General features: G+C 56.8%; 19 protein-coding genes and 1 riboswitch. Of the genes, 10 read left to right on the top strand and 9 right to left on the bottom strand.

Features of this window, described 5'->3' with window-relative positions; translation table 11 throughout:
- Nucleotides 1-142: 142 nt before the first annotated feature.
- The gene (locus QZ725_RS02195) at nt 143-505 is read right to left on the bottom strand and encodes a response regulator (protein ID WP_293775959.1); all 363 of its coding nucleotides are present in this window, start codon (nt 503-505) and stop codon (nt 143-145) included.
- A gap of 193 nt (nt 506-698) precedes the next feature.
- Nucleotides 699-860, bottom strand: coding sequence for a hypothetical protein (locus tag QZ725_RS02190; RefSeq protein WP_293775957.1), 162 nt, complete (start codon nt 858-860; stop codon nt 699-701).
- Nucleotides 861-1200: 340 nt separating this feature from the next.
- Between QZ725_RS02190 and QZ725_RS02185 the strand changes: the two genes are divergently transcribed.
- The 4 genes from QZ725_RS02185 (at nt 1201) to QZ725_RS02165 (ending at nt 5266) form a co-directional block, all read left to right on the top strand.
- Nucleotides 1201-1698 (top strand): pyridoxamine 5'-phosphate oxidase family protein, encoded by a 498-nt coding sequence (locus QZ725_RS02185; protein ID WP_293775955.1) that lies wholly within the window; start codon nt 1201-1203, stop codon nt 1696-1698.
- Nucleotides 1699-1906: 208 nt separating this feature from the next.
- On the top strand, nt 1907-4072 hold the full coding sequence (locus QZ725_RS02175; protein WP_366773523.1) for an ATP-binding protein: 2166 nt from the start codon (nt 1907-1909) through the stop codon (nt 4070-4072).
- 43 nt (nt 4073-4115) lie between these two features.
- A complete protein-coding gene (gene pnuC / locus QZ725_RS02170) occupies nt 4116-4727 on the top strand; it encodes a nicotinamide riboside transporter PnuC (RefSeq protein WP_293775954.1) in 612 nt (203 codons plus the stop codon).
- Nucleotides 4724-5266, top strand: a complete 543-nt coding sequence (locus tag QZ725_RS02165; RefSeq protein WP_293775953.1) for an ATP-binding protein — start codon at nt 4724-4726, stop codon at nt 5264-5266. Before pnuC ends, QZ725_RS02165 begins: the two co-directional genes overlap by 4 nt.
- Before the next feature lie 38 nt (nt 5267-5304).
- Here QZ725_RS02165 and QZ725_RS02160 read toward each other — a convergent pair whose 3' ends face one another.
- From QZ725_RS02160 to QZ725_RS02135, 6 genes are all read right to left on the bottom strand, one after another.
- Nucleotides 5305-7464 (bottom strand): TonB-dependent siderophore receptor, encoded by a 2160-nt coding sequence (locus QZ725_RS02160; protein ID WP_293775952.1) that lies wholly within the window; start codon nt 7462-7464, stop codon nt 5305-5307.
- Between the two features lie 67 nt (nt 7465-7531).
- A riboswitch (TPP riboswitch) is annotated at nt 7532-7631 on the bottom strand.
- A gap of 257 nt (nt 7632-7888) precedes the next feature.
- Nucleotides 7889-8245, bottom strand: a complete 357-nt coding sequence (locus QZ725_RS02155; RefSeq protein ID WP_293775951.1) for a hypothetical protein — start codon at nt 8243-8245, stop codon at nt 7889-7891.
- A gap of 151 nt (nt 8246-8396) precedes the next feature.
- Nucleotides 8397-8885: a GreA/GreB family elongation factor gene (locus QZ725_RS02150; protein WP_293775950.1), complete on the bottom strand. Its 489-nt coding sequence runs from the start codon at nt 8883-8885 to the stop codon at nt 8397-8399.
- Nucleotides 8886-8974: 89 nt separating this feature from the next.
- Nucleotides 8975-9892 carry a pirin family protein gene (locus QZ725_RS02145; RefSeq protein WP_293775949.1) on the bottom strand — a complete coding sequence of 306 codons (918 nt, stop codon included), beginning with the start codon at nt 9890-9892 and terminating at the stop codon, nt 8975-8977.
- Nucleotides 9893-9905: 13 nt separating this feature from the next.
- The gene (locus QZ725_RS02140) at nt 9906-10094 is read right to left on the bottom strand and encodes a 4-oxalocrotonate tautomerase (protein WP_293775948.1); all 189 of its coding nucleotides are present in this window, start codon (nt 10092-10094) and stop codon (nt 9906-9908) included.
- Between the two features lie 81 nt (nt 10095-10175).
- On the bottom strand, nt 10176-10952 hold the full coding sequence (locus QZ725_RS02135; protein ID WP_293775947.1) for a class II aldolase/adducin family protein: 777 nt from the start codon (nt 10950-10952) through the stop codon (nt 10176-10178).
- Nucleotides 10953-11285: 333 nt separating this feature from the next.
- Between QZ725_RS02135 and ahpC the strand changes: the two genes are divergently transcribed.
- The 3 genes from ahpC (at nt 11286) to QZ725_RS02120 (ending at nt 14453) form a co-directional block, all read left to right on the top strand.
- Nucleotides 11286-11849: an alkyl hydroperoxide reductase subunit C gene (ahpC, locus tag QZ725_RS02130; protein ID WP_293775946.1), complete on the top strand. Its 564-nt coding sequence runs from the start codon at nt 11286-11288 to the stop codon at nt 11847-11849.
- 110 nt (nt 11850-11959) lie between these two features.
- Complete coding sequence (gene ahpF, locus QZ725_RS02125) at nt 11960-13555, top strand: alkyl hydroperoxide reductase subunit F (RefSeq protein ID WP_293775945.1); 1596 nt, start codon at nt 11960-11962, stop codon at nt 13553-13555.
- A gap of 130 nt (nt 13556-13685) precedes the next feature.
- A complete protein-coding gene (locus QZ725_RS02120; RefSeq protein WP_293775944.1) occupies nt 13686-14453 on the top strand; it encodes a hypothetical protein in 768 nt (255 codons plus the stop codon).
- 37 nt (nt 14454-14490) lie between these two features.
- Here the strand turns inward: QZ725_RS02120 and QZ725_RS02115 are convergent, their stop codons facing one another.
- On the bottom strand, nt 14491-15090 hold the full coding sequence (locus QZ725_RS02115; protein WP_293775943.1) for a DJ-1/PfpI family protein: 600 nt from the start codon (nt 15088-15090) through the stop codon (nt 14491-14493).
- A 124-nt stretch (nt 15091-15214) separates the two neighbouring features.
- On the opposite strand from QZ725_RS02115, the gene QZ725_RS02110 reads away from it, so the two are divergent.
- The 3 genes from QZ725_RS02110 to QZ725_RS02100 form a co-directional block, all read left to right on the top strand.
- A complete protein-coding gene (locus tag QZ725_RS02110; RefSeq protein WP_293775942.1) occupies nt 15215-16549 on the top strand; it encodes a PLP-dependent aminotransferase family protein in 1335 nt (444 codons plus the stop codon).
- A 341-nt stretch (nt 16550-16890) separates the two neighbouring features.
- A complete protein-coding gene (locus tag QZ725_RS02105; protein WP_293775941.1) occupies nt 16891-17739 on the top strand; it encodes a GntR family transcriptional regulator in 849 nt (282 codons plus the stop codon).
- On the top strand, nt 17736-18151 hold a 416-nt coding region (locus QZ725_RS02100), incomplete at its 3' end, for a transporter substrate-binding domain-containing protein (RefSeq protein WP_293775940.1). The genes QZ725_RS02105 and QZ725_RS02100, both read left to right, overlap by 4 nt.

The raw sequence follows: 18151 nt of genomic DNA, 5'->3' as shown, positions 1-18151 counted from the left end.
AAATGATTTAATTAAATCAGTTGATTGAAAAATGTCGTGGCTTTGGCACGGTTTGGTCGCCGTTTAGTCCGACAAAAGTCGCTCAAAACGAAAACGGCCGACAAAGCCGGCCGCGTCATATGTGCTGCTAAAGCGAGAGCGATCAGCTACGTCCGGCCGCTTTCGCCAGCAACGCCGCGTATTCATCGATGCCAAACGGCTTCATCAACCAGCCTACGTCGGCCGGCACGTCGTCGCCGCGCGCGTAGCCGCTGGCTACAGTGATATCGACGTTGGGCTGAATGTCCCGTGCACGGCGAGCCAGTTCCAGACCCGACAGACCTGGCAAGCCGATATCGGTCACCATCACATCGAAGGATTCCTTGTTCAACAAATCGAGCGCGGCTTCCGCGGAAACACAACCATGCGCTTCGTGACCGAAGAAGCTCGTCATTTCAATCATGCCTTCCAATGCATCGGCATTGTCTTCCACCAGTAAGACCTGCAGGGGTTTTTCTGTTGTCATTTTATCTGCCTGATCAGCATGCGGGTTTCGCATGTTTCCATTTTTCAAGTGTGACGGATTGTACGCGTCAAATCCGTTTTACGGTGCCTTCATACGACGCAGCTTTCTGCATGCCTTGCGCATTCATCCGCAGTCGTAATAAGCGGCCTTGAAAATAGGACAGAACGAGCGACAACTTGTTCAATTTGAAAGATCAGCTGTGCTCGTCGCCTGCCTGCACAGGGAGAAACGTCATCATGAAAGCAGATACACACCCGATGCCCAGCAACACAGCAGCAAACTCATGCGACATGGCAAACCAGATGATTGCCAGCAGAACGCCAAGAGTAGAAATTGATTTGAAAAACCCCAGCATGACAACGCCCTCCGTCAATGATTCGGCCAATGCGCCGCTGTAGACGGCTCACAATGTCAAATACTGTTAAACACAAGGTCGTAATGTAGCCAGCCGGAAAACTCTTCCCTATAGGCATTGCGCCCGATCTTTCGTAGGAAAAAGCGTCAAAAGGCAGTCGTTGGGTATTTTTTATTCCAATAAATCAGTCACTTAACATTTCCACGAAGAAAGAAACATGGTGCGCCAATGTGGGCCGACGCACCGAAACACTTTTCGCGGCACGTTAGCGTGGTCATCGGATATTTTTGACTTCTTTCGACGCATGCCAGCTATGCGTTTTTTCCAAAGGAATACCATCATGACCCAAACCCATAAAGAACAATTGGCCGATCTGCGCAACAAGATCGAAGACGTCAAATTCGGCATGCTGACGACCATCGGTGCAGGGCAAGCGCTGTCGAGTCGCCCCATGACGGCGCAGCAAATCGATGAACAGGGCCAGATGTGGTTCTTCACATCGGACAAGCATGCGTTCACCGGCGATCTGGCGCATCAGCCGGAAGTGAATGTCACGTTCGCTGCACCGGATGAAAGCCTGTACGTCTCGGTTTCAGGACGCGCGGCGCTGGTCAAGGATCGCGCCAAGATCGAAGAATTGTGGAATCCAATGGTCGGCGCCTGGTTCCCTGGCGGCATGGACGATCCCGATCTGGCACTCATCTGTGTCGATATGGTTAATGCCGAATACTGGGACTCCGCATCCAGCAAGATGACCCAATTGTTCGCCATCGCCAAAGGCATCTTCACTGGTCAACGTCCAACCGACATTGGCGAGCATGTAGAAATCAAGCTCTAAAGCCGTCACACCCCTGCACCGTCATCTTCCATTCCTGACGAAACATGTGACCGCAATGGAAGATGACAGCGCAGATGGCCGCGACATCGCAACCCCCCACCCGCGTATTTGCCACGCTCAGGCTGCTTACGCAGCGTCATCCGGTGAAATATCGGTAGAATGGCAGCACTCTGACGCAACCGCGTCGTACTGACACCTTTGTGACGCCATGTCCACTCCTTCCCGTCCTGCCGGTACGTCGCCTTCCGATCACGCCCCATCTACTGCGCAGGGTGCACTTGCCACGCGTGCAAATCGCTACGAAGAATTATTGCAACTGTTCGTGCAGGCCCCGGGGTTTGTGTGTTTTTTCCGCGGCCCAGAACACGTTTACGAGCTTGCCAATGAAGCGCATGCGCAACTGGCACAGCACAAGGACATCATGGGCAAATCGGTCCGTGAAGCCTTTCCCGAACTGGCCGAGCAGGGTTACTTCAAGATTCTCGACGATGTCTACAACAGCGGTCAGGCTTTCGTCGGTCATGCGCTGCCGCTGGCCATCAAACCCGCTCCCGACATCCCTGCAGAGCAGCGCTTCATCGATCTGGTCTATCAGCCGATCTATAGTCAGGACGGCGAGGTCATCGGCATCTTTTCGCAAGGACACGATGTCACCGATCGCGTGCTGGCCGAAACGGCACTGAAAGAGCGCCAGGCCGAACTGGAACGTCTGATCGAAGAACGGACGAATGCACTGGGGGCGGCCAATGCCGCTTTGGAGCTGGCGCGCAAACTGCAGATCGACAAGATGCACCTGCTGCAATTGTTCGAACAGGCACCCGGCTTTACCGCCGTCATACTTGGAGCAGATCATCGTTTCGAGATCGCCAACCAGGCTTACTATCGCCTTGTCGGCGGCCGCAATCTGATCGGCCGCACGGTCCGTGAAGCCTTGCCGGAACTCATCGATCAGGGTTTCTTTGAACTGCTTGATCAGGTCTATGTCACGGGCGAACCCTACATCGGTCGCAGCATCGCCGCGACTCTGCAGGCGAACCCCGACGTACCAAGCGTGACCTTGTATCTGGATTTCATCTATCAGCCGATTCTCGGCGCTGATGGCAAACCGATCGGTATCTTCGTCCAAGGTAATGACGTCACCAGCCAGAAGAATGCGCAGGATGAAGTACGCCGCTACCAGAACGATCTGGAAAAAATGATCGCAGAGCGTACTGTGGCACTCGACGAAACACGGGCAGCGCTGGCCCATGCGCAGAAGCTCGAATCGGTCGGCAAGCTGACTGGCGGCGTGGCACATGATTTCAACAATATCCTGCAAGTCATCGGCGGCAATCTGCATTTGCTGCGCGCCATGACCGACAATAATCCGGCTACCACCAAGCGGCTGGAGATCGCGCTACGCGCCGTTGATCGTGGCGCCAAACTGTCAGGCCAGCTACTCGCTTTTGCACGCCGTCAGCCACTCCAGCCAGCCGTCATCAACCTCGCAAGAACCGTGCGCAACATGGACGACATGCTGCGTCGCGCACTAGGGGAAGCGATCGATATCGAGATCATCGGCGGTGGCGGTCTGTGGAATACGCAAGTCGATCCGGGCCAGCTTGAAAACGTGCTCCTCAATCTCGCCCTCAATTCGCGCGATGCGATGAATGGCTGCGGCAAGCTGACGATTGAAATTGCCAATGCCATGTTGGATGACGAGTACATCGCGTCCATTCCCGACATCAAGCCCGGTCAGTACGTCGTGCTGTCGGTATCGGACACCGGCGCAGGCATGACGCCCGATGTACTTGAGCAGGCCATCGAACCTTTCTTTACCACCAAGCCACCAGGCGACGGCACCGGCCTCGGCCTCAGCATGGCCTACGGCTTCGTCAAGCAAAGCGGCGGCCATTTCAAGATTTACAGCGAACCCGGCGTCGGCACCACGGTACGCATCTATCTGCCACGTTCGCTGGAACGGGAAGATGCCACGCCAGACGACATGGAGCGTGCAGTCGTCGGTGGCAGCGAAACCATTCTGGTTGTCGAGGATGACAAGGATGTACAACTGACGGTTGTGTCGCTATTACAGGAACTCGGCTATCAGGTATTGAAGGCCGATGATGCCGAAAGCGCGCTCAGCATTCTGAAAAGCGGCGTACACGTCGATCTGCTGTTCAGCGATGTGGTCATGCCGGGCAATCTGCGCAGCCCAGAATTGGCACGCCAGGCCAAGTTGCTGCTGCCGAACATCGCCGTTCTCTTCACCTCCGGCTACACGCAAAATGCCATCGTGCATGGCGGCCGCCTTGATCCCGGCGTCCATCTGCTGAGCAAACCCTATCGCCGCGAACAACTGGCGAAGAAGGTGCGTAGTCTGCTGGAAGACTGAAGCCTCGCCAGCTACCGTACACCAGCCTGACGCAACGCCTTACATGAACGATCCCCTTATCCTGCTCGGCTTCCTGCATACCTCCCTGCTGGAAATCACGTCCTTCTCGCTCGCCATCACGATGGTGCTGCTAAACATTCGCCAGTCACCGTGGGCTTGGTTATTTTCCATTTCATCCGCCGCCCTGTATGCCATCGTCTTCTATGACGCGAAGATTTACGCCGACATGTGCCTGCAATTCGTCTTCATCAGCGTGTCGCTATGGGGCCTATACCAGTGGCTGTTCGGTGGGCGCGATCGTCAGGGCGTGAAGGTATCGCGGCTATCGCGCAAGGGCTGGCTTATCGTGATCGCTATCTGGCTTCTCGCCTATGGCGCCATCACCACCATCCTGCACAACTTCACGGATAGCGATGTCGCGCACATCGATGCCTTTCTGACGGCCGGCAGTCTGGTCGGGCAATTCCTGCTGACGCGTAAAACGCTGGAGAACTGGCATATGTGGATTCTGATCGACACGCTCTACATCGGCCTCTACCTTCACAAGCATCTTTATCTCACGGCGCTGCTGTTCGGCCTCTTCACCATTCTTGCCTACCTCGGTCTGCGCGCATGGAAGAAATCGCTGCCAGCCGAACAGATAATCCTGCCGTGAATACACCTGTCATGCGCATTGCGATACTCGGTGCAGAATCGACCGGCAAATCCACGCTGGCGGCGGCACTCGCCGCGCACTATCACACGACCTGGGTGCCGGAATACCTGCGCGAGTTTGTCGAAACACGCCAGCGCACACCACGTGCCGAAGAACAACTTCTGATCGCCACCACGCAGCGCGAACGGGAAGCGGAAAGTGAACTACGCGCCAATCGCCTGCTGTTCTGCGATACCGCACCATTGATGACTGCGGTGTACAGCGAACACTACTTCGGCCACCCAGATAGCGCTCTCGCCACACTGGCTGCGCAACACGATTACGCCGCCACCATCGTCACCGCACCGACCACGCCGTGGGTCGCCGACGGCCTGCAACGAGAATCCGATGAAGTGCGTCAGCATGTACACGCACGGCTGATCCGCAAACTGCACGATGCGGGCATCCCGCATCTGCTCGTCGATGGTGATGTACAACAGCGCGTCATGCAAACGGTGCGCTACCTCGCGACGAAGCTGCCAGCAAGCGAAACGACATAAAAAAACCGCCCGAAGGCGGTTTTCTGTATTCGGACCGATCAGAAATCGAACTGGGCTGACAGGCGGAAAACGCGTGGCGCGCCAGGGATCAGGTAGCCGCCAAACGCACTCGATGCATCGCCCCAATAGAACTTATTGAACACGTTGTCCACGCCAAAGCGGAACGTGGTGGCCGTGTTGCCAAACTTAGTCGCATAACGCGCTCCAAGATTCACGACATGGTAGCCATCGACCTTCTTGTTCAACGCTGCAATCTCGTTGCTCGGCGCAAAAATCTTGCTGGTCGAGTAAATCCACGTCGCGTTCAGCTTGATGGCCGGCATATCAGGCAAGGCGTATTCGGTAAATACGGCTGACTTGAATCGCGGCACGTTCCCAACACGCTTTCCTTCGATGCGTGCATCACCCGTACCTTCTGCTTTTGCCTGCAATGCCGTGAAACTGGTGCCAAGCATCCAGTCACGCGTGACACGCCCCTGGGCAGCGAATTCCACACCGCGATTAACCTGCGTGCCAGCGACCACATATGTCGGTGTGGCATCAACATATTCATTCTTGCGCTTGATCTGGAACACGGCAGCCGACATGCTGAGATCCGGTGTGACATCTGCCTTCACACCAACCTCCACCTGCTTCGACTTGCTCGGATCCATGATGACTTCGGCATTGGTCGTGCCGGTCGGTGCTTCGCCACCAGGCTCCAGACCTTGCGAATAGGAACCGTAGATCGCCAGCGTCGGTTTGACGTTATAGACAAGCGCGACGTTAGGCAAAATGAAGTTGTCATCCGTGCGACGCGTTACGACACCGGAAGAATTGAACTGGTCACGCTTGAGTTGTACGTAACGCACCCCGGCATGCAACTTCAGCTGGCTCGTCAGCGCCATCACGTCTTGCACGAAGACGGCACGCTCTTCATCTTTGCGGCGCAAGTGAACGGGATTGACGCCGACCAACTGATAGTTGTTGTAATAAGCTGGATTGTAAATACTGCTTTCACCGACGTAATTGAAAACGTAATCGGCAAAATTATCGCGACGGTTCAGAGTAGAGACGCCAGTCGTCAAATCATGGCGCATCGTTCCCGTCATGAAATTTCCTTGCAACAGTGCTTGGGTTGTCATGATCGACCGCTTGTCGTTTTCACGACGTAAATCGTAGAGCGAGTAACTGCCATCGCTGCAATAGCCAACAATCAAGCTCTGCGTCTGGCAACCAGATGGCAAAGCCACCGCATCATCACGACGCAAGGTGGATTTATTGGCTTGCAAGGTAGTGCGCCAGTTGTCCGTCAACTGGTAATCGAATTTCAGACCGATATTGTCGCTGTCATCGATAACGGGGCGACTCCAACGCTGATCGTTGAGCATCTGCTTGCCGCTCACACCGGTTGGAATACGCTGCTCAGGGCCGAGCAATTGAAAACCCGGCACCGTCAGTTGCGATTTGTGCTGGTAATCGAGATCGAGTTGTAGCAGGGCACGTGAACTCAAGCGCCAATCGAAGGCACCAGAAATGAAACGACGATCGCCGGTAGAGCCTTTGACATAGGATTTGATATCTTCGGCAGCCGCATTGATGCGATAACCGAACATGCCATCTGCCGAACGCCCACCCAGATCGACGGCGCTATAGACAGTGCCGCGTTCACGCACTTCGAATGTCGCCGAACGAACCGGCACATCGGTAGGACGCTTGGTCACGTAGTTGAGGATGCCGCCCGACGAAGCGATGCCCGACTGCAAGCCAGCCAGCCCTTTCAGAATTTCGATGCGCTCCTTGTTTTCCATTGGTACCATCGCCTGCGCCAGAATCACCATGCCATCCTTGCGATAGCTGGCACCTTGATCGAGCACGAAGCCACGAATCGCGAACCAGTCTGCCAGACCGACCGCGTTATACGAGTTCTGCACGCTGGCATCCCATTTCACGGCATCGGTTGCCGATCGCACGCTGCGATCCTGCATCTGCTCCTGCGTGATCACATTAATTGCTGCAGGCGTTTCCAACAACGGCGTTTCGGAAAAGCCGCCGACGCTAGCATTTCGTGCCATGCCATCGGCAGGCGCAGAAGTCACGACGACTTCGGGCAACACGTTATCGCCGGATGGTTGTGCGTTCTGGGCAACGGCAGCAGGTGCGAAAGCGCAAGAAACTGCCAGTACGGAAAGTTTGTAACGGGAAGGAAAGACGGACATTTTTTGTTCACTCGCGTTGCGGACAGGCAGACGCAGGAACGAACAAAGAATCTCTGGGGAATGGACCTTGAGTGGCTTTGCGCTTCCCTACGCTGGCATTATCCAGATCAGGTTCAAGGGTTTCATCTCACCCGAAGCGCATTGCTTCAGGACCCCTAGCGTGGGTCGCATACTAACAAAGAATGTGAAGAAAACGCTAATTTCCGCGCTGCGAGCAGGGTTGGATGTTGCGTGCGACAGACAATTACGGGCCGCACAAATCCTTTCACTTCTGTCATAACACCGCCTCATCCCATATGGGAGATAGCCTCATTGAGTGAGAATGTGCAGCGGTTGGTCGTCATGGATCGTTGGTTGGAAAGCCCGACGACGAACCGCGTAAGAATCACGGATCGCACGGACGTTACAGAACCTAGTGAGCTGGTTACTTGTTTGCTCGTTGGTCATCGGCTTGCGTGTCGCCTTTTTTGCGCTCGACACTGTTTTGGTGATCATCATGCGCATCGACCTTTTCCGGCGCACGTTCGATGCGCGTAATGCCGGCATCGACGGAAATCGGATCGCTGGCAGGAAAGGTCATTTCGATAGCGTCGTCCAGCAGGGTCTCGGCGGCCTTTTCGCCTTGCGCATCTTGCTTCGCTCTTTTGCGCTCATCGCAATCCGCTGACGTACCGGCAACCGGATCGCTGGCGGGGAAGGTATCGGCTAATGCAGCATCGAGGTCGTCAGCATGACTGGATTCTTGCTCGGGCGTTTTCCGGTTCTTGCTTGCATCGTTCATGGCAATCTCCTTGACTTGACTTGGTATTGGTAGACGGTGATGCACGATGTGTCGTTAGTGACCATCGCCGCGTCGATCAAGAACAGCAGCTCACCGCGACATTCTGCGAACAACATGTTAGCGGCAACGACGTCTCAACAGCGCGCAACAATCAGACAGACGGATAACGCACGGCCACGATCAACAATTCCTGTTCGCCGCCCGGCGTTTCCAATTGCACGTAGTCGCCTTCTTCCGCATTCAGCAACGCTTGTGCGATCGGCGAGAGCCAACTGATACGACCATGCGCCGGATCCAGTTCATCGAGGCCGACAATCGTCACGGTTTCCTGCTCACCGCTTTCGTATGCAAACGTTACCGTGGCACCGAAGCGCACCGGATCGCCATCGTCATGAATGGTGGGATCAACCACCTGCGCGGTTTCCAGCCGCGTTTGCAGATAGTGGATGCGCTGCTCGCGTTCGCGCTCGGCAGCCGGCTCGGCTTGCGTATCTGCCGTTTGGCCAAGCAAGGCGCTTGCTTCATGTTGAAGCTGGCGAAAACCTTGCGGTGTGATGTAGTTGCGCACACCGCTTGGCATGGTCGGCAGCGGGATCACGCTGTCATCGTCGCCACCTTCCTTCACAAACGCCTTGTTCATGGCAGACTCCTACTGTTCATGTTCAGCATCGCGCGGCGTGGCATGCCGCGTCAGTGCGTTGCGTCACATACCGGTATTACAGCGCGAAATTACAGCGGCGAAGCATTGAATTTGCCGGCTTGATAATCGGCAATAGCTTGATGGATTTCTTCGACGGTATTCATGACGAAAGGACCGTGCGAGACGACGGGTTCGCCAAGCGGTTCGGCGTGACATAGCAGGACCAGCGCATCTTCGGTCGCCGTGATCTGCAAAGTATCACCATCCGCACCGAAGGTCGCCAGATGCCGCATGGCGACGTCGCGGCCGTTGACTTCGACACTGCCGCGCACGACGTAAAAGAAGATCGCCCGTTCCGCAGCAATCGTCGTGCTGAACTGCTGACCGGCATCGAGTTCGATCCACATGGTGGCGATGTCGAGCAACGGCTTGAAAGGACCGCGCTGGCCGTTCCACTCACCCGACACCAGATGCACGCGCGCACCGCCGGCATCCTGCAAAGTCGGGATCTCGTCGCCCTGCAAACCTCGATAGGCAGGCTGCGTCATTTTCAGGCGTGCAGGCAGATTGACCCACAGTTGCAAGATTTCCATCGGCCCGCCGTGCTGCTTGAATTGGTCCGACGAGGTTTCGGAATGAATCAATCCGCTGCCCGCCGTCATCCATTGCACACCACCGCCACCGATCACGCTTTCATGGCCGCCGGTATCGCGGTGGGCGATATCGCCTTCGAGAATGAAGGTGACGGTTTCAAAACCCCGATGCGGATGCGGGCCGAACGGCAGGCCGCGATTATGCTGGGGATAGACCTGATGGCCGTGGTGATTGAGAAAGAGGAAAGGATCGACCATGTCGATCTTCGACGTGGGCAAGGCGCGCCACGTGTGCAGATCGGCAATGTCGTCACGCTGGGCGGGGAAAACGTCTTGTACGGTGCGATTGGTCATGGCATCGGCTCTCGTGTTGATCTTGTTATTGAATAGTGGCAAGAGCAAGAGGGCCGACACCGGCCTCCTGCTATCAGGAAGCGTCAGACCACAGCTTGCCGCCAGTGGCCCAGTGTTCGCGCTTGACTTCGGTAATGATGATGTCGACCGATTCTGCGCTCGAACCCAGGGTTTGCACGGTGGCTTCCGTCACGGCTTTGACGAAGGCACGTTTCTGTTCGACCGTGCGGCCTTCGAAAAGTTGGACGTTGATGGTTGGCATGAAAAATCCTTTCTGATTGATGGAAAAAGTAATGGGGAAATTGACGGGAAAAATGAAAGAAGAAAGCGCTTTTTACTGCGCTCAGTCGCGGTAGGTCGGCGACACGACGTCGAGCTTGCGCAACAGCGCCGGCCATTCGAGAATGCCTTCGGGCGAACCGTCGCCCAGCAATTCCTTGTAGGTCTTGGCGCAGACCTCGGGCGAAGGCACATTGAGCGCGCCGCCGCCAGACTGCGCCTTGAGCTGGAATGAACAGGCCTTGTCCAGCGTATCCATCAGCGTGTACGCCTCGGCGACCGTGCGGCCGGCAATCAGCGTGCCGTGATTGCGCAGCAGCATGGCGGGATAGCTGCCGAGATTGGCGATCAAGCGGCTCTGTTCGGCAGCCGACAGCGCCAGCCCTTCGTAATCGTGGTACCCCATCTGCTGGTAGAACCGCAGCGCATGCTGCGACAGCGGCAGCAAGCCTTCCTTCTGCATGCCGACCGCTACGCCGTTTTCGTTATGCAGATGCATGACGCAGATCGCGTCAGGGCGCGCCGTATGCACGGCACCGTGGATCGCGAATCCAGTCACATTCACTCGTGCGCTCTGGTCGCCGATGATGTTGCCATTGATATCGATCTTGACCAGGCTGGATGCCGTGATTTCATCGAAACGCCAGCCGAACGGATTGATCAGATAACGCCCCGGCTCACCCGGCACCATGGCCGAAATGTGCGTGTAGATCAAATCGTCCCAGTTCTTGAGGGCGGCGAGCCGGTAGCAGGCCGCCAGATCGATACGTACCTGCCATTCTTCGGCGCGCATACCGGGAGGCATGGTGGCGGAAATCGGCTTGGAAGCGGGAGAATTCATGGAAAACCTTGCGGAAAATGCGGTTGGTTGCTGCCATCGCGTGCGCAAACGGCAAAAAACGAACAGAAATTATAAAGCCGTCACATTTCTGGCGCATTTTGCGCATGGTCGGCGCATTTTCAGACCCGCCTGCCGGGATCGGCGGAAGGCTGCATAATAGTCAATTCGCTATCCCACCTCGCTTTAACCTCTTGCAGATCGATAGTGAAAACAAATCGAAAATTTAAAACAAATCAATTATACAAATGATTGGATTGTCTTTAGACTTCGATCTTGTACTGATTTCTAACCCGAGTTTTCAACTCATTCATCAACCCAGTAAGGAAATACGACATGTCCCTTATCAATACGCAAGTCCAGCCGTTCAAGGCACAAGCTTTCCACAATGGCAAGTTCATTGAAGTTACGGAACAGTCGCTCAAAGGCAAATGGTCCGTCCTGATTTTCATGCCGGCAGCATTCACGTTCAACTGCCCAACCGAAGTGGAAGATGCCGCTGACAGCTACGCAGAATTCCAGAAACTGGGCGCAGAAGTCTACATCGTCACGACCGACACCCACTTCTCGCACAAAGTCTGGCATGAAACCTCGCCAGCAGTCGGCAAGGCAAAATTCCCGCTGGTTGGTGACCCAACCCACGCACTGACCAACGCATTTGGCGTTCACATCCCAGAAGACGGTCTGGCACTGCGCGGCACGTTCGTCATCAATCCAGAAGGCGTCATCAAGACCATGGAAGTGCACGACAACGCGATCGCTCGTGACGTTTCGGAAACCGTTCGCAAACTGAAAGCAGCGAAATACGTTGCTGAGCATCCAAATGAAGTTTGCCCAGCAAAATGGAAAGAAGGCGAAAAAACCTTGGCTCCATCGCTGGATCTGGTCGGCAAGATCTAAGTATCAAGCAGTAACGCAGTAACAAAGAAGTAGCACCGGTCCGGGCACGAAAACATGCCGCCCGGACCAGCAAGACCCTTATTCAATCCGTGAAGAAAGCAGAGACCATCATGTTGGATGCCAATCTCAAAACCCAGTTGCAAGGCTATTTGGAAAGAATCGTGCAGCCGATCGAGATCGTTGCATCGCTCGATGGCGGCGAGAAATCGCGCGAACTGCAAGAGCTGCTGCAGGAAATCGTCGTCTTGAGCGACAAGATCACCCTGATCGAACGCACCGACGATAACGAACGCAAGCCTTCTTTCATCATCAAGCGTCCTGACGGTCACGCCGGCATTCAATTCGCCGCGATCCCAATGGGCCACGAATTCACTTCGCTGGTGCTGGCCCTGTTGCAAACAGGCGGCCACCCGCTGAAGCTCGAAGAGTCGGTCATCGAACAGATTCGCAATCTGGATGGCGACTACACCTTCGAAACCTATATGTCGCTGTCGTGCCATAACTGCCCGGAAGTCGTGCAGGCGTTCAACGTGATGGCGCTGATCAACCCGCGTATCCGCGCCATCACGATCGACGGCGGTCTGTTCCAGGACGAAGTCAAGGAGCGCGAGATCATGGCTGTGCCGACGACCTTCATGAACGGCGCGCCGTTCGAATCGGGTCGCGTCAGCATCGAACAGATTCTGGCCAAGCTGGATACTGGCGGTAACAAGCGCAAGCAGGCAGAACTCTCCGCCAAGGAACCGTACGATGTGCTGATCGTAGGCGGCGGCCCAGCAGGCGCAGCCGCTGCGATCTACGCTGCACGCAAAGGCATTCGCACCGGCGTGGTGGCAGAACGCTTCGGCGGTCAGGTTCTGGATACGCTCGCCATCGAGAACTTCATCTCGGTGCAGGAAACCGACGGCCCGAAATTCGCCGTCGCGCTCGAACAGCACGTGCGCAGCTATGAAGTCGACATCATGAACGTGCAACAGGCCGTTGAGCTGGTGCCAGGTAAGCTGATCGAGGTCAAGCTGCGCGATGGTGGTTCACTCAAAGGCAAGACCGTGATCCTCTCAACCGGTGCCCGCTGGAGAACCATCAACGTGCCGGGCGAAGCAGAGTACCGTAACAAGGGCGTGGCATATTGCCCGCACTGTGATGGTCCGCTGTTCAAAGGCAAGCGCGTCGCCGTCATTGGTGGCGGTAACTCGGGCGTGGAAGCGGCCATCGATCTGGCCGGTATCGTCGGTCATGTCACCTTGCTCGAATTCGCACCGGAACTGCGTGCCGATGCCGTGCTGCAGAAAAAGCTGCACAGCCTGGCAAACGTCACGGTGATCACGTCGGCACAAACCAGCGAAATCACTGGCGATGGCAAACGTGTCAACGGCCTGGTCTATACGGATCGCAAGTCCGAAGAAACCAAAACCGTCGAACTGGAAGGCGTCTTCATCCAGATCGGCCTGGTGCCGAACACCGAATGGCTGAAAGGCACGGTTGCCTTGTCGCGCCACGGCGAGATCGAAGTGGATTCGCATGGCCGCACCTCGGTACCTGGCGTGTTCGCTGCAGGTGACGTCACCACGGTGCCGTACAAGCAGATCGTGATTGCCGTTGGCGAAGGTGCGAAGGCATCGCTGTCGGCCTTCGATCACCTGATCCGCAGTTCGGTGGATGACGAGATCGTCGCGACCAAGAACGGCGAGACGGTTGCCGCCTAAGCAGCGTGAATAGCAAGCACTAATCGCAATACGAAAAAGCCGCAGCGATGCGGCTTTTTCTTTGCGCGCGGCATTCGTTGCGGGCGTGTCGCTTGCGCTAACATGCAGCGAAAACCCTTTTGTGTTCACGATGCACGCATCTCACTACCGTTCCCATCTGATCGATCGTCTGCGCCATCGGCTGGATCGCCAGAGCTATCCGCGTCTGCAAATGAGTCTGCTGGTGATCGTAACAGGTGGCATGGGCTTTCTTGCCTCATCGCTGCTGTTACTGGCTGGCATGCAGACAATGTGGAGCCGCTATCTGCTGGCGCTGGCGATTGCCTATCTGTTCTTTCTCGGCCTGCTCTGGCTATGGCTACGTACCCGTGCTGACGATTACACGCATGCCGATCTGATCCCTACACCCAACTTCGCGCACAGCACACCGTGTGCGCAAGCGGATTTCACAGGCAAAGGTGGCACGTTCGATGGCGGCGGTGCCAGCGACAATTTCGATCACAGCTATACATCGACCATGATCAGCGTCAGCGATCATGGTGTTCTGCCGCACGATGACATGGGCGTGACAGAGGGTGTCGATACGATTGGCAGTGCAGATGAACTGGCTTTTCCCATCCTGGCATTGGTCTTTGTGGGCGGCCTGCTGGTATCGGCCTTTTTACTGATTCACGCCGCCCCGACCCTATTCGCCGAACTGTTACTCGACGGCGTGTTGGCAGCCAGCCTGTATCGCCGTCTGCGCAAAATGGATACTCGCCACTGGCTGGAAACCGCGGTACGACGCACCGCCGGGCCTTTTGCTATCGTGGCGGCCATGCTGGTACTCGCGGGTTGGCTGGCGCAGGTTTATGCGCCGCATGCCATCACGCTGTCGCAAGCGGTATTCGGGCACTGATTTTTTCCCTTCATACCGCAATCGCTACCTGCTCGTATCAAGACAAGTACGGCGCGATATTCGCCATCATGCGTTCGATGTAGTCCTCTTTCTCACCAACCGGTGCGATGTAATGCATGGCACTGCGCGCGGCATCGCATCCGGCCAAACGTGCGATCGTCCAGCCCGCCAGATATTGCGAAGCCAGACAGCCACCTGCCGTAGCGATATTGCCGGATGCGGTGAATGGCTGATCCAGCGTTGCCACGCCAGCTTCTTCGACCCACGGCTTGGTCGTCAGATCGGTACAAGCGGGTACCGCACCGAGCAAACCCAGCTTCGCAAAAATCAGCGTGCCCGAGCATTGCGCGCCCAGCAACTGGCGCGATGGGTCAAAGCGGAATTTTTCCAGCAATGCTGCGTCGTTGACGATGTCGCGTGTGCGCATGCCGCTGCCGATCAGCACGGCATCAGCGTTGCATGCCTCTTCCAGAGAAAGCTGCGCTTGCAACTGCAAGCCGTTCATCGATGTCACCTGTGCGTTCGGACTGGCAATTGCGACGCGCCAGCCCGGCTGCTTCGCGCGATGCAGCATGCCGAAAGCGATCAGCGAGTCGAGTTCATTGAAACCGTCGAAAGTCAGGATGGCGATGTGCATGGCAGCTCCTTGTGTGCATGTCGCAAAGACGACATGCGTGCGAAATGCATGAAGAAATGGATGAGGAAGCCGCATGCTAGGATGCAAAATCAATACAATCAAATAATTGTCATGGATACATTGCATGGGTTCCGCACGCTACAAGACGCTGGTTGATCGCTTTGTCGCCGATATCCGCGCCGGGCGCTTGCCGCCCGGCACGCGTTTGCCCACACATCGCAACCTCGCCGCGCGCGAAAAGCTGGCGCTGGTGACTGCCACGCGTGTCTATGCCGAGCTGGAAGCGATGGGCCTCGTCAGCGGTGAAACCGGGCGCGGCACCTTCGTGCGCGAAACGGCTTTGCCGCATGGCCTGGGTATTGATCAGCAAGCCACAGCAAGCGATGTCGTGGATTTGAACTTCAACTATCCGGCACTGCCCGGGCAAGCCGAAATGCTGCGCAACGGTTTGCGCCAGCTTGCGCATGCCGGCGATCTCGATGCACTGCTGCGGTATCAACCGCATGGCGGACGCATGCATGAACGCGGCATCGTGGCGCGCCACATTCTGACGCGCGGACTGACGCTGCCGCCCGAGCAAGTGTTGCTGGTGGATGGCGCACAGCACGGCCTTGCCGTCACGCTTATGGCCTTGCTGCAGGCGGGCGACGTGATCGCTGTCGATGCCTTGACGTATCCAGGCTTCAAGCTGCTGGCACAGGCACATCAGATGGAGTTGCTCGCCATTGGGGCGCAAGGCAACGGCCCGAATCTGGACGAACTGGAAACGCATTGTCGCCAGCGCCGGGTCCGCGCGCTCTACTGCATGCCGACCTTGCACAATCCGCTGGGTTGGGTGATGTCATTGCGGCGGCGACAGCAACTGGTGGCACTGGCGCGTCGTCACGATCTGCTGATCATCGAAGACGCCGCCTATGCCTTTCTTGCCGAGTCGGCACCGCCGCCGCTGACGGCACTGGCGCCCGAACGCACCGTGTATGTTTCAGGCTTTTCCAAGAATGTCGCCACCGGCTTGCGTGTCGGTTTCGTCGCCGCGCCTCCTGAATTGATCGGCAAACTCGAACGTGCCATCCGCGTCACGACCTGGAATACACCGGGTGTGATGACCGCACTGGCGTGCAACTGGCTGGAAGATGGCACAGTAGCGCAGCTCGAAAACGCCAAGCGCCAAGATGCCCGCGTCCGCCAGGGCATCGCGCGCGATGTGCTGGGCGCGCTACGGCCCATCGCCCATCCGGCTTCCTACTTTTGCTGGCTGCCACTTGGCGAAGAAGTACGTGCCGACCGCATCGCCATGGCCTTGCTGGAGCAGGGCATTGCCGTGTCCACCGCCGAACCATTCAGCACGACCTCGCACACGCCCCATGCCATCCGGCTGGCGTTGGGTTCGGTCGATCCCGATACCTTGCGCACGGCACTGCTGCGCGTGCGTGACGTGATCGCTGCCCATAGTTATTAGTACATCGCCATCTGCTTCCTCTTTCACCACGTCACTGCAGAAGTAATGACGTAGCGGTCGTTTACCGACCTGCGATGCTGCGCAACATGCCAAATACCTTGCTGCATTGCCATGCGGTATAACGTCGCTGCACCACATCGCATGCACCGTTGCGGTACGCATCACAGCTCTTGCGCCGTCTCAGTGCAAGTCTGCGGGGCGCTTGGCTTATACACCAGCGCCGCCTTTCTCACTCGCAGATCGCTTCGCTTTCAGAGATAAACCCCCATTTTTTATCCCGCACCAATCTTGTATACAAAGCTTGCACACAAGACTGGCATACATATTGCTGAAGTGGAGGCATGACAACCGATGCCCACAACAAGACCTCGCTGCAGATCGCCACACGGATCACCGAATCCATTCTGGCCAAACAGCTCGCACCCGGCACCCGCCTGGGCGAACAGCAACTGGCCGATCTGTTTGGCGTATCGCGCACATTGATTCGCGAAGCGCTGATGCGTCTGGCCGCGCGCGGCATCGTGCAGGTCAGCGCACGACGCGGCTGGTTTGTGATCGAGCCGACTGCTGCCGAAGCCCGCGAAGCCTTCGAAGCGCGCCGCGTGATCGAACTGGGTTTGCTGCGCCATGCGCGCCCGCTGACCAAGGCTGCACTCGCTAAACTGCATGACCATATTGCGCAGGAACAGTCGGCCATCGCCGGTGACGATGTTGGTGCGCGCAGTTATCTGCTCGGCGATTTCCACGTCTGCCTGTGTGAATGCCTGGGCAACAGCCTGCTGTCCGATACCTTGCGTGATCTCACCGCCCGCACCACGCTGACGGCAATGTTGCGGCAGTCATCATCGCAAGCGGTCGATTCCTGCGAAGACCATGTCCACATCGTCGCCGCCCTCGAACGCGGTGATATCGACGAAGCCGAACGCCTGATGCTCGATCATCTGGGCATTGTCGAAAGCACGCTTTACGACCTCGCTCCCAGCGATCCGCTCGGTGCACTGCGTACCGCACTGTCCCCTGTCAGCGCTGCCAAGGCGCGCCGCCCTGCCACTGCTACGGCCGACAAAACGATTGCCACACCCGCCAAGACAAAACGCGCTACGCGCCCCGTTGCCGCTGGCGGTCTCTCTCGCCCTGCCTCGCTGTCCCACGCTGTATCGCATTCCACTGGAAAGGAACTGAAGAAATGAAACTCGCCAAACTATTGCTCGGCCTGATGGCCGGTACGCTCTTGCTGACCAACGTTGCACGCGCCGATGCGCTGGAAGATATCCACAAAAAAGGTGTGCTGCGCGTCGCCGTGCCGCAGGACTTCCCACCTTTTGGTTCCGTCACTGTCGACATGAAACCGCAAGGTCTGGATATCGATGTCGCCGGGCTGATCGCCAAGAAGATGGGCGTCAAAGTCGAGCTGATTCCCGTCACCAGCGCCAACCGCGTGCCGTACCTGCAAACCAGGAAAGTCGATCTGGTGATTTCCAGCCTCGGCAAGAATCCCGATCGTGAAAAAGTCATCGACTTCAGCGCGCCATACGCACCGTTCTTCAATGGTGTATTCGGCCCGGCTGACCAGAAAGTCAGCTCCGCAGCCGACCTCGCCGG

Origin of the sequence: uncultured Oxalicibacterium sp. (assembly GCF_913776015.1) — a bacterium.
Classification (GTDB): Bacteria; Pseudomonadota; Gammaproteobacteria; order Burkholderiales; family Burkholderiaceae_D; genus Oxalicibacterium.
This window is presented reverse-complemented; position numbering and strand designations above follow the sequence as displayed.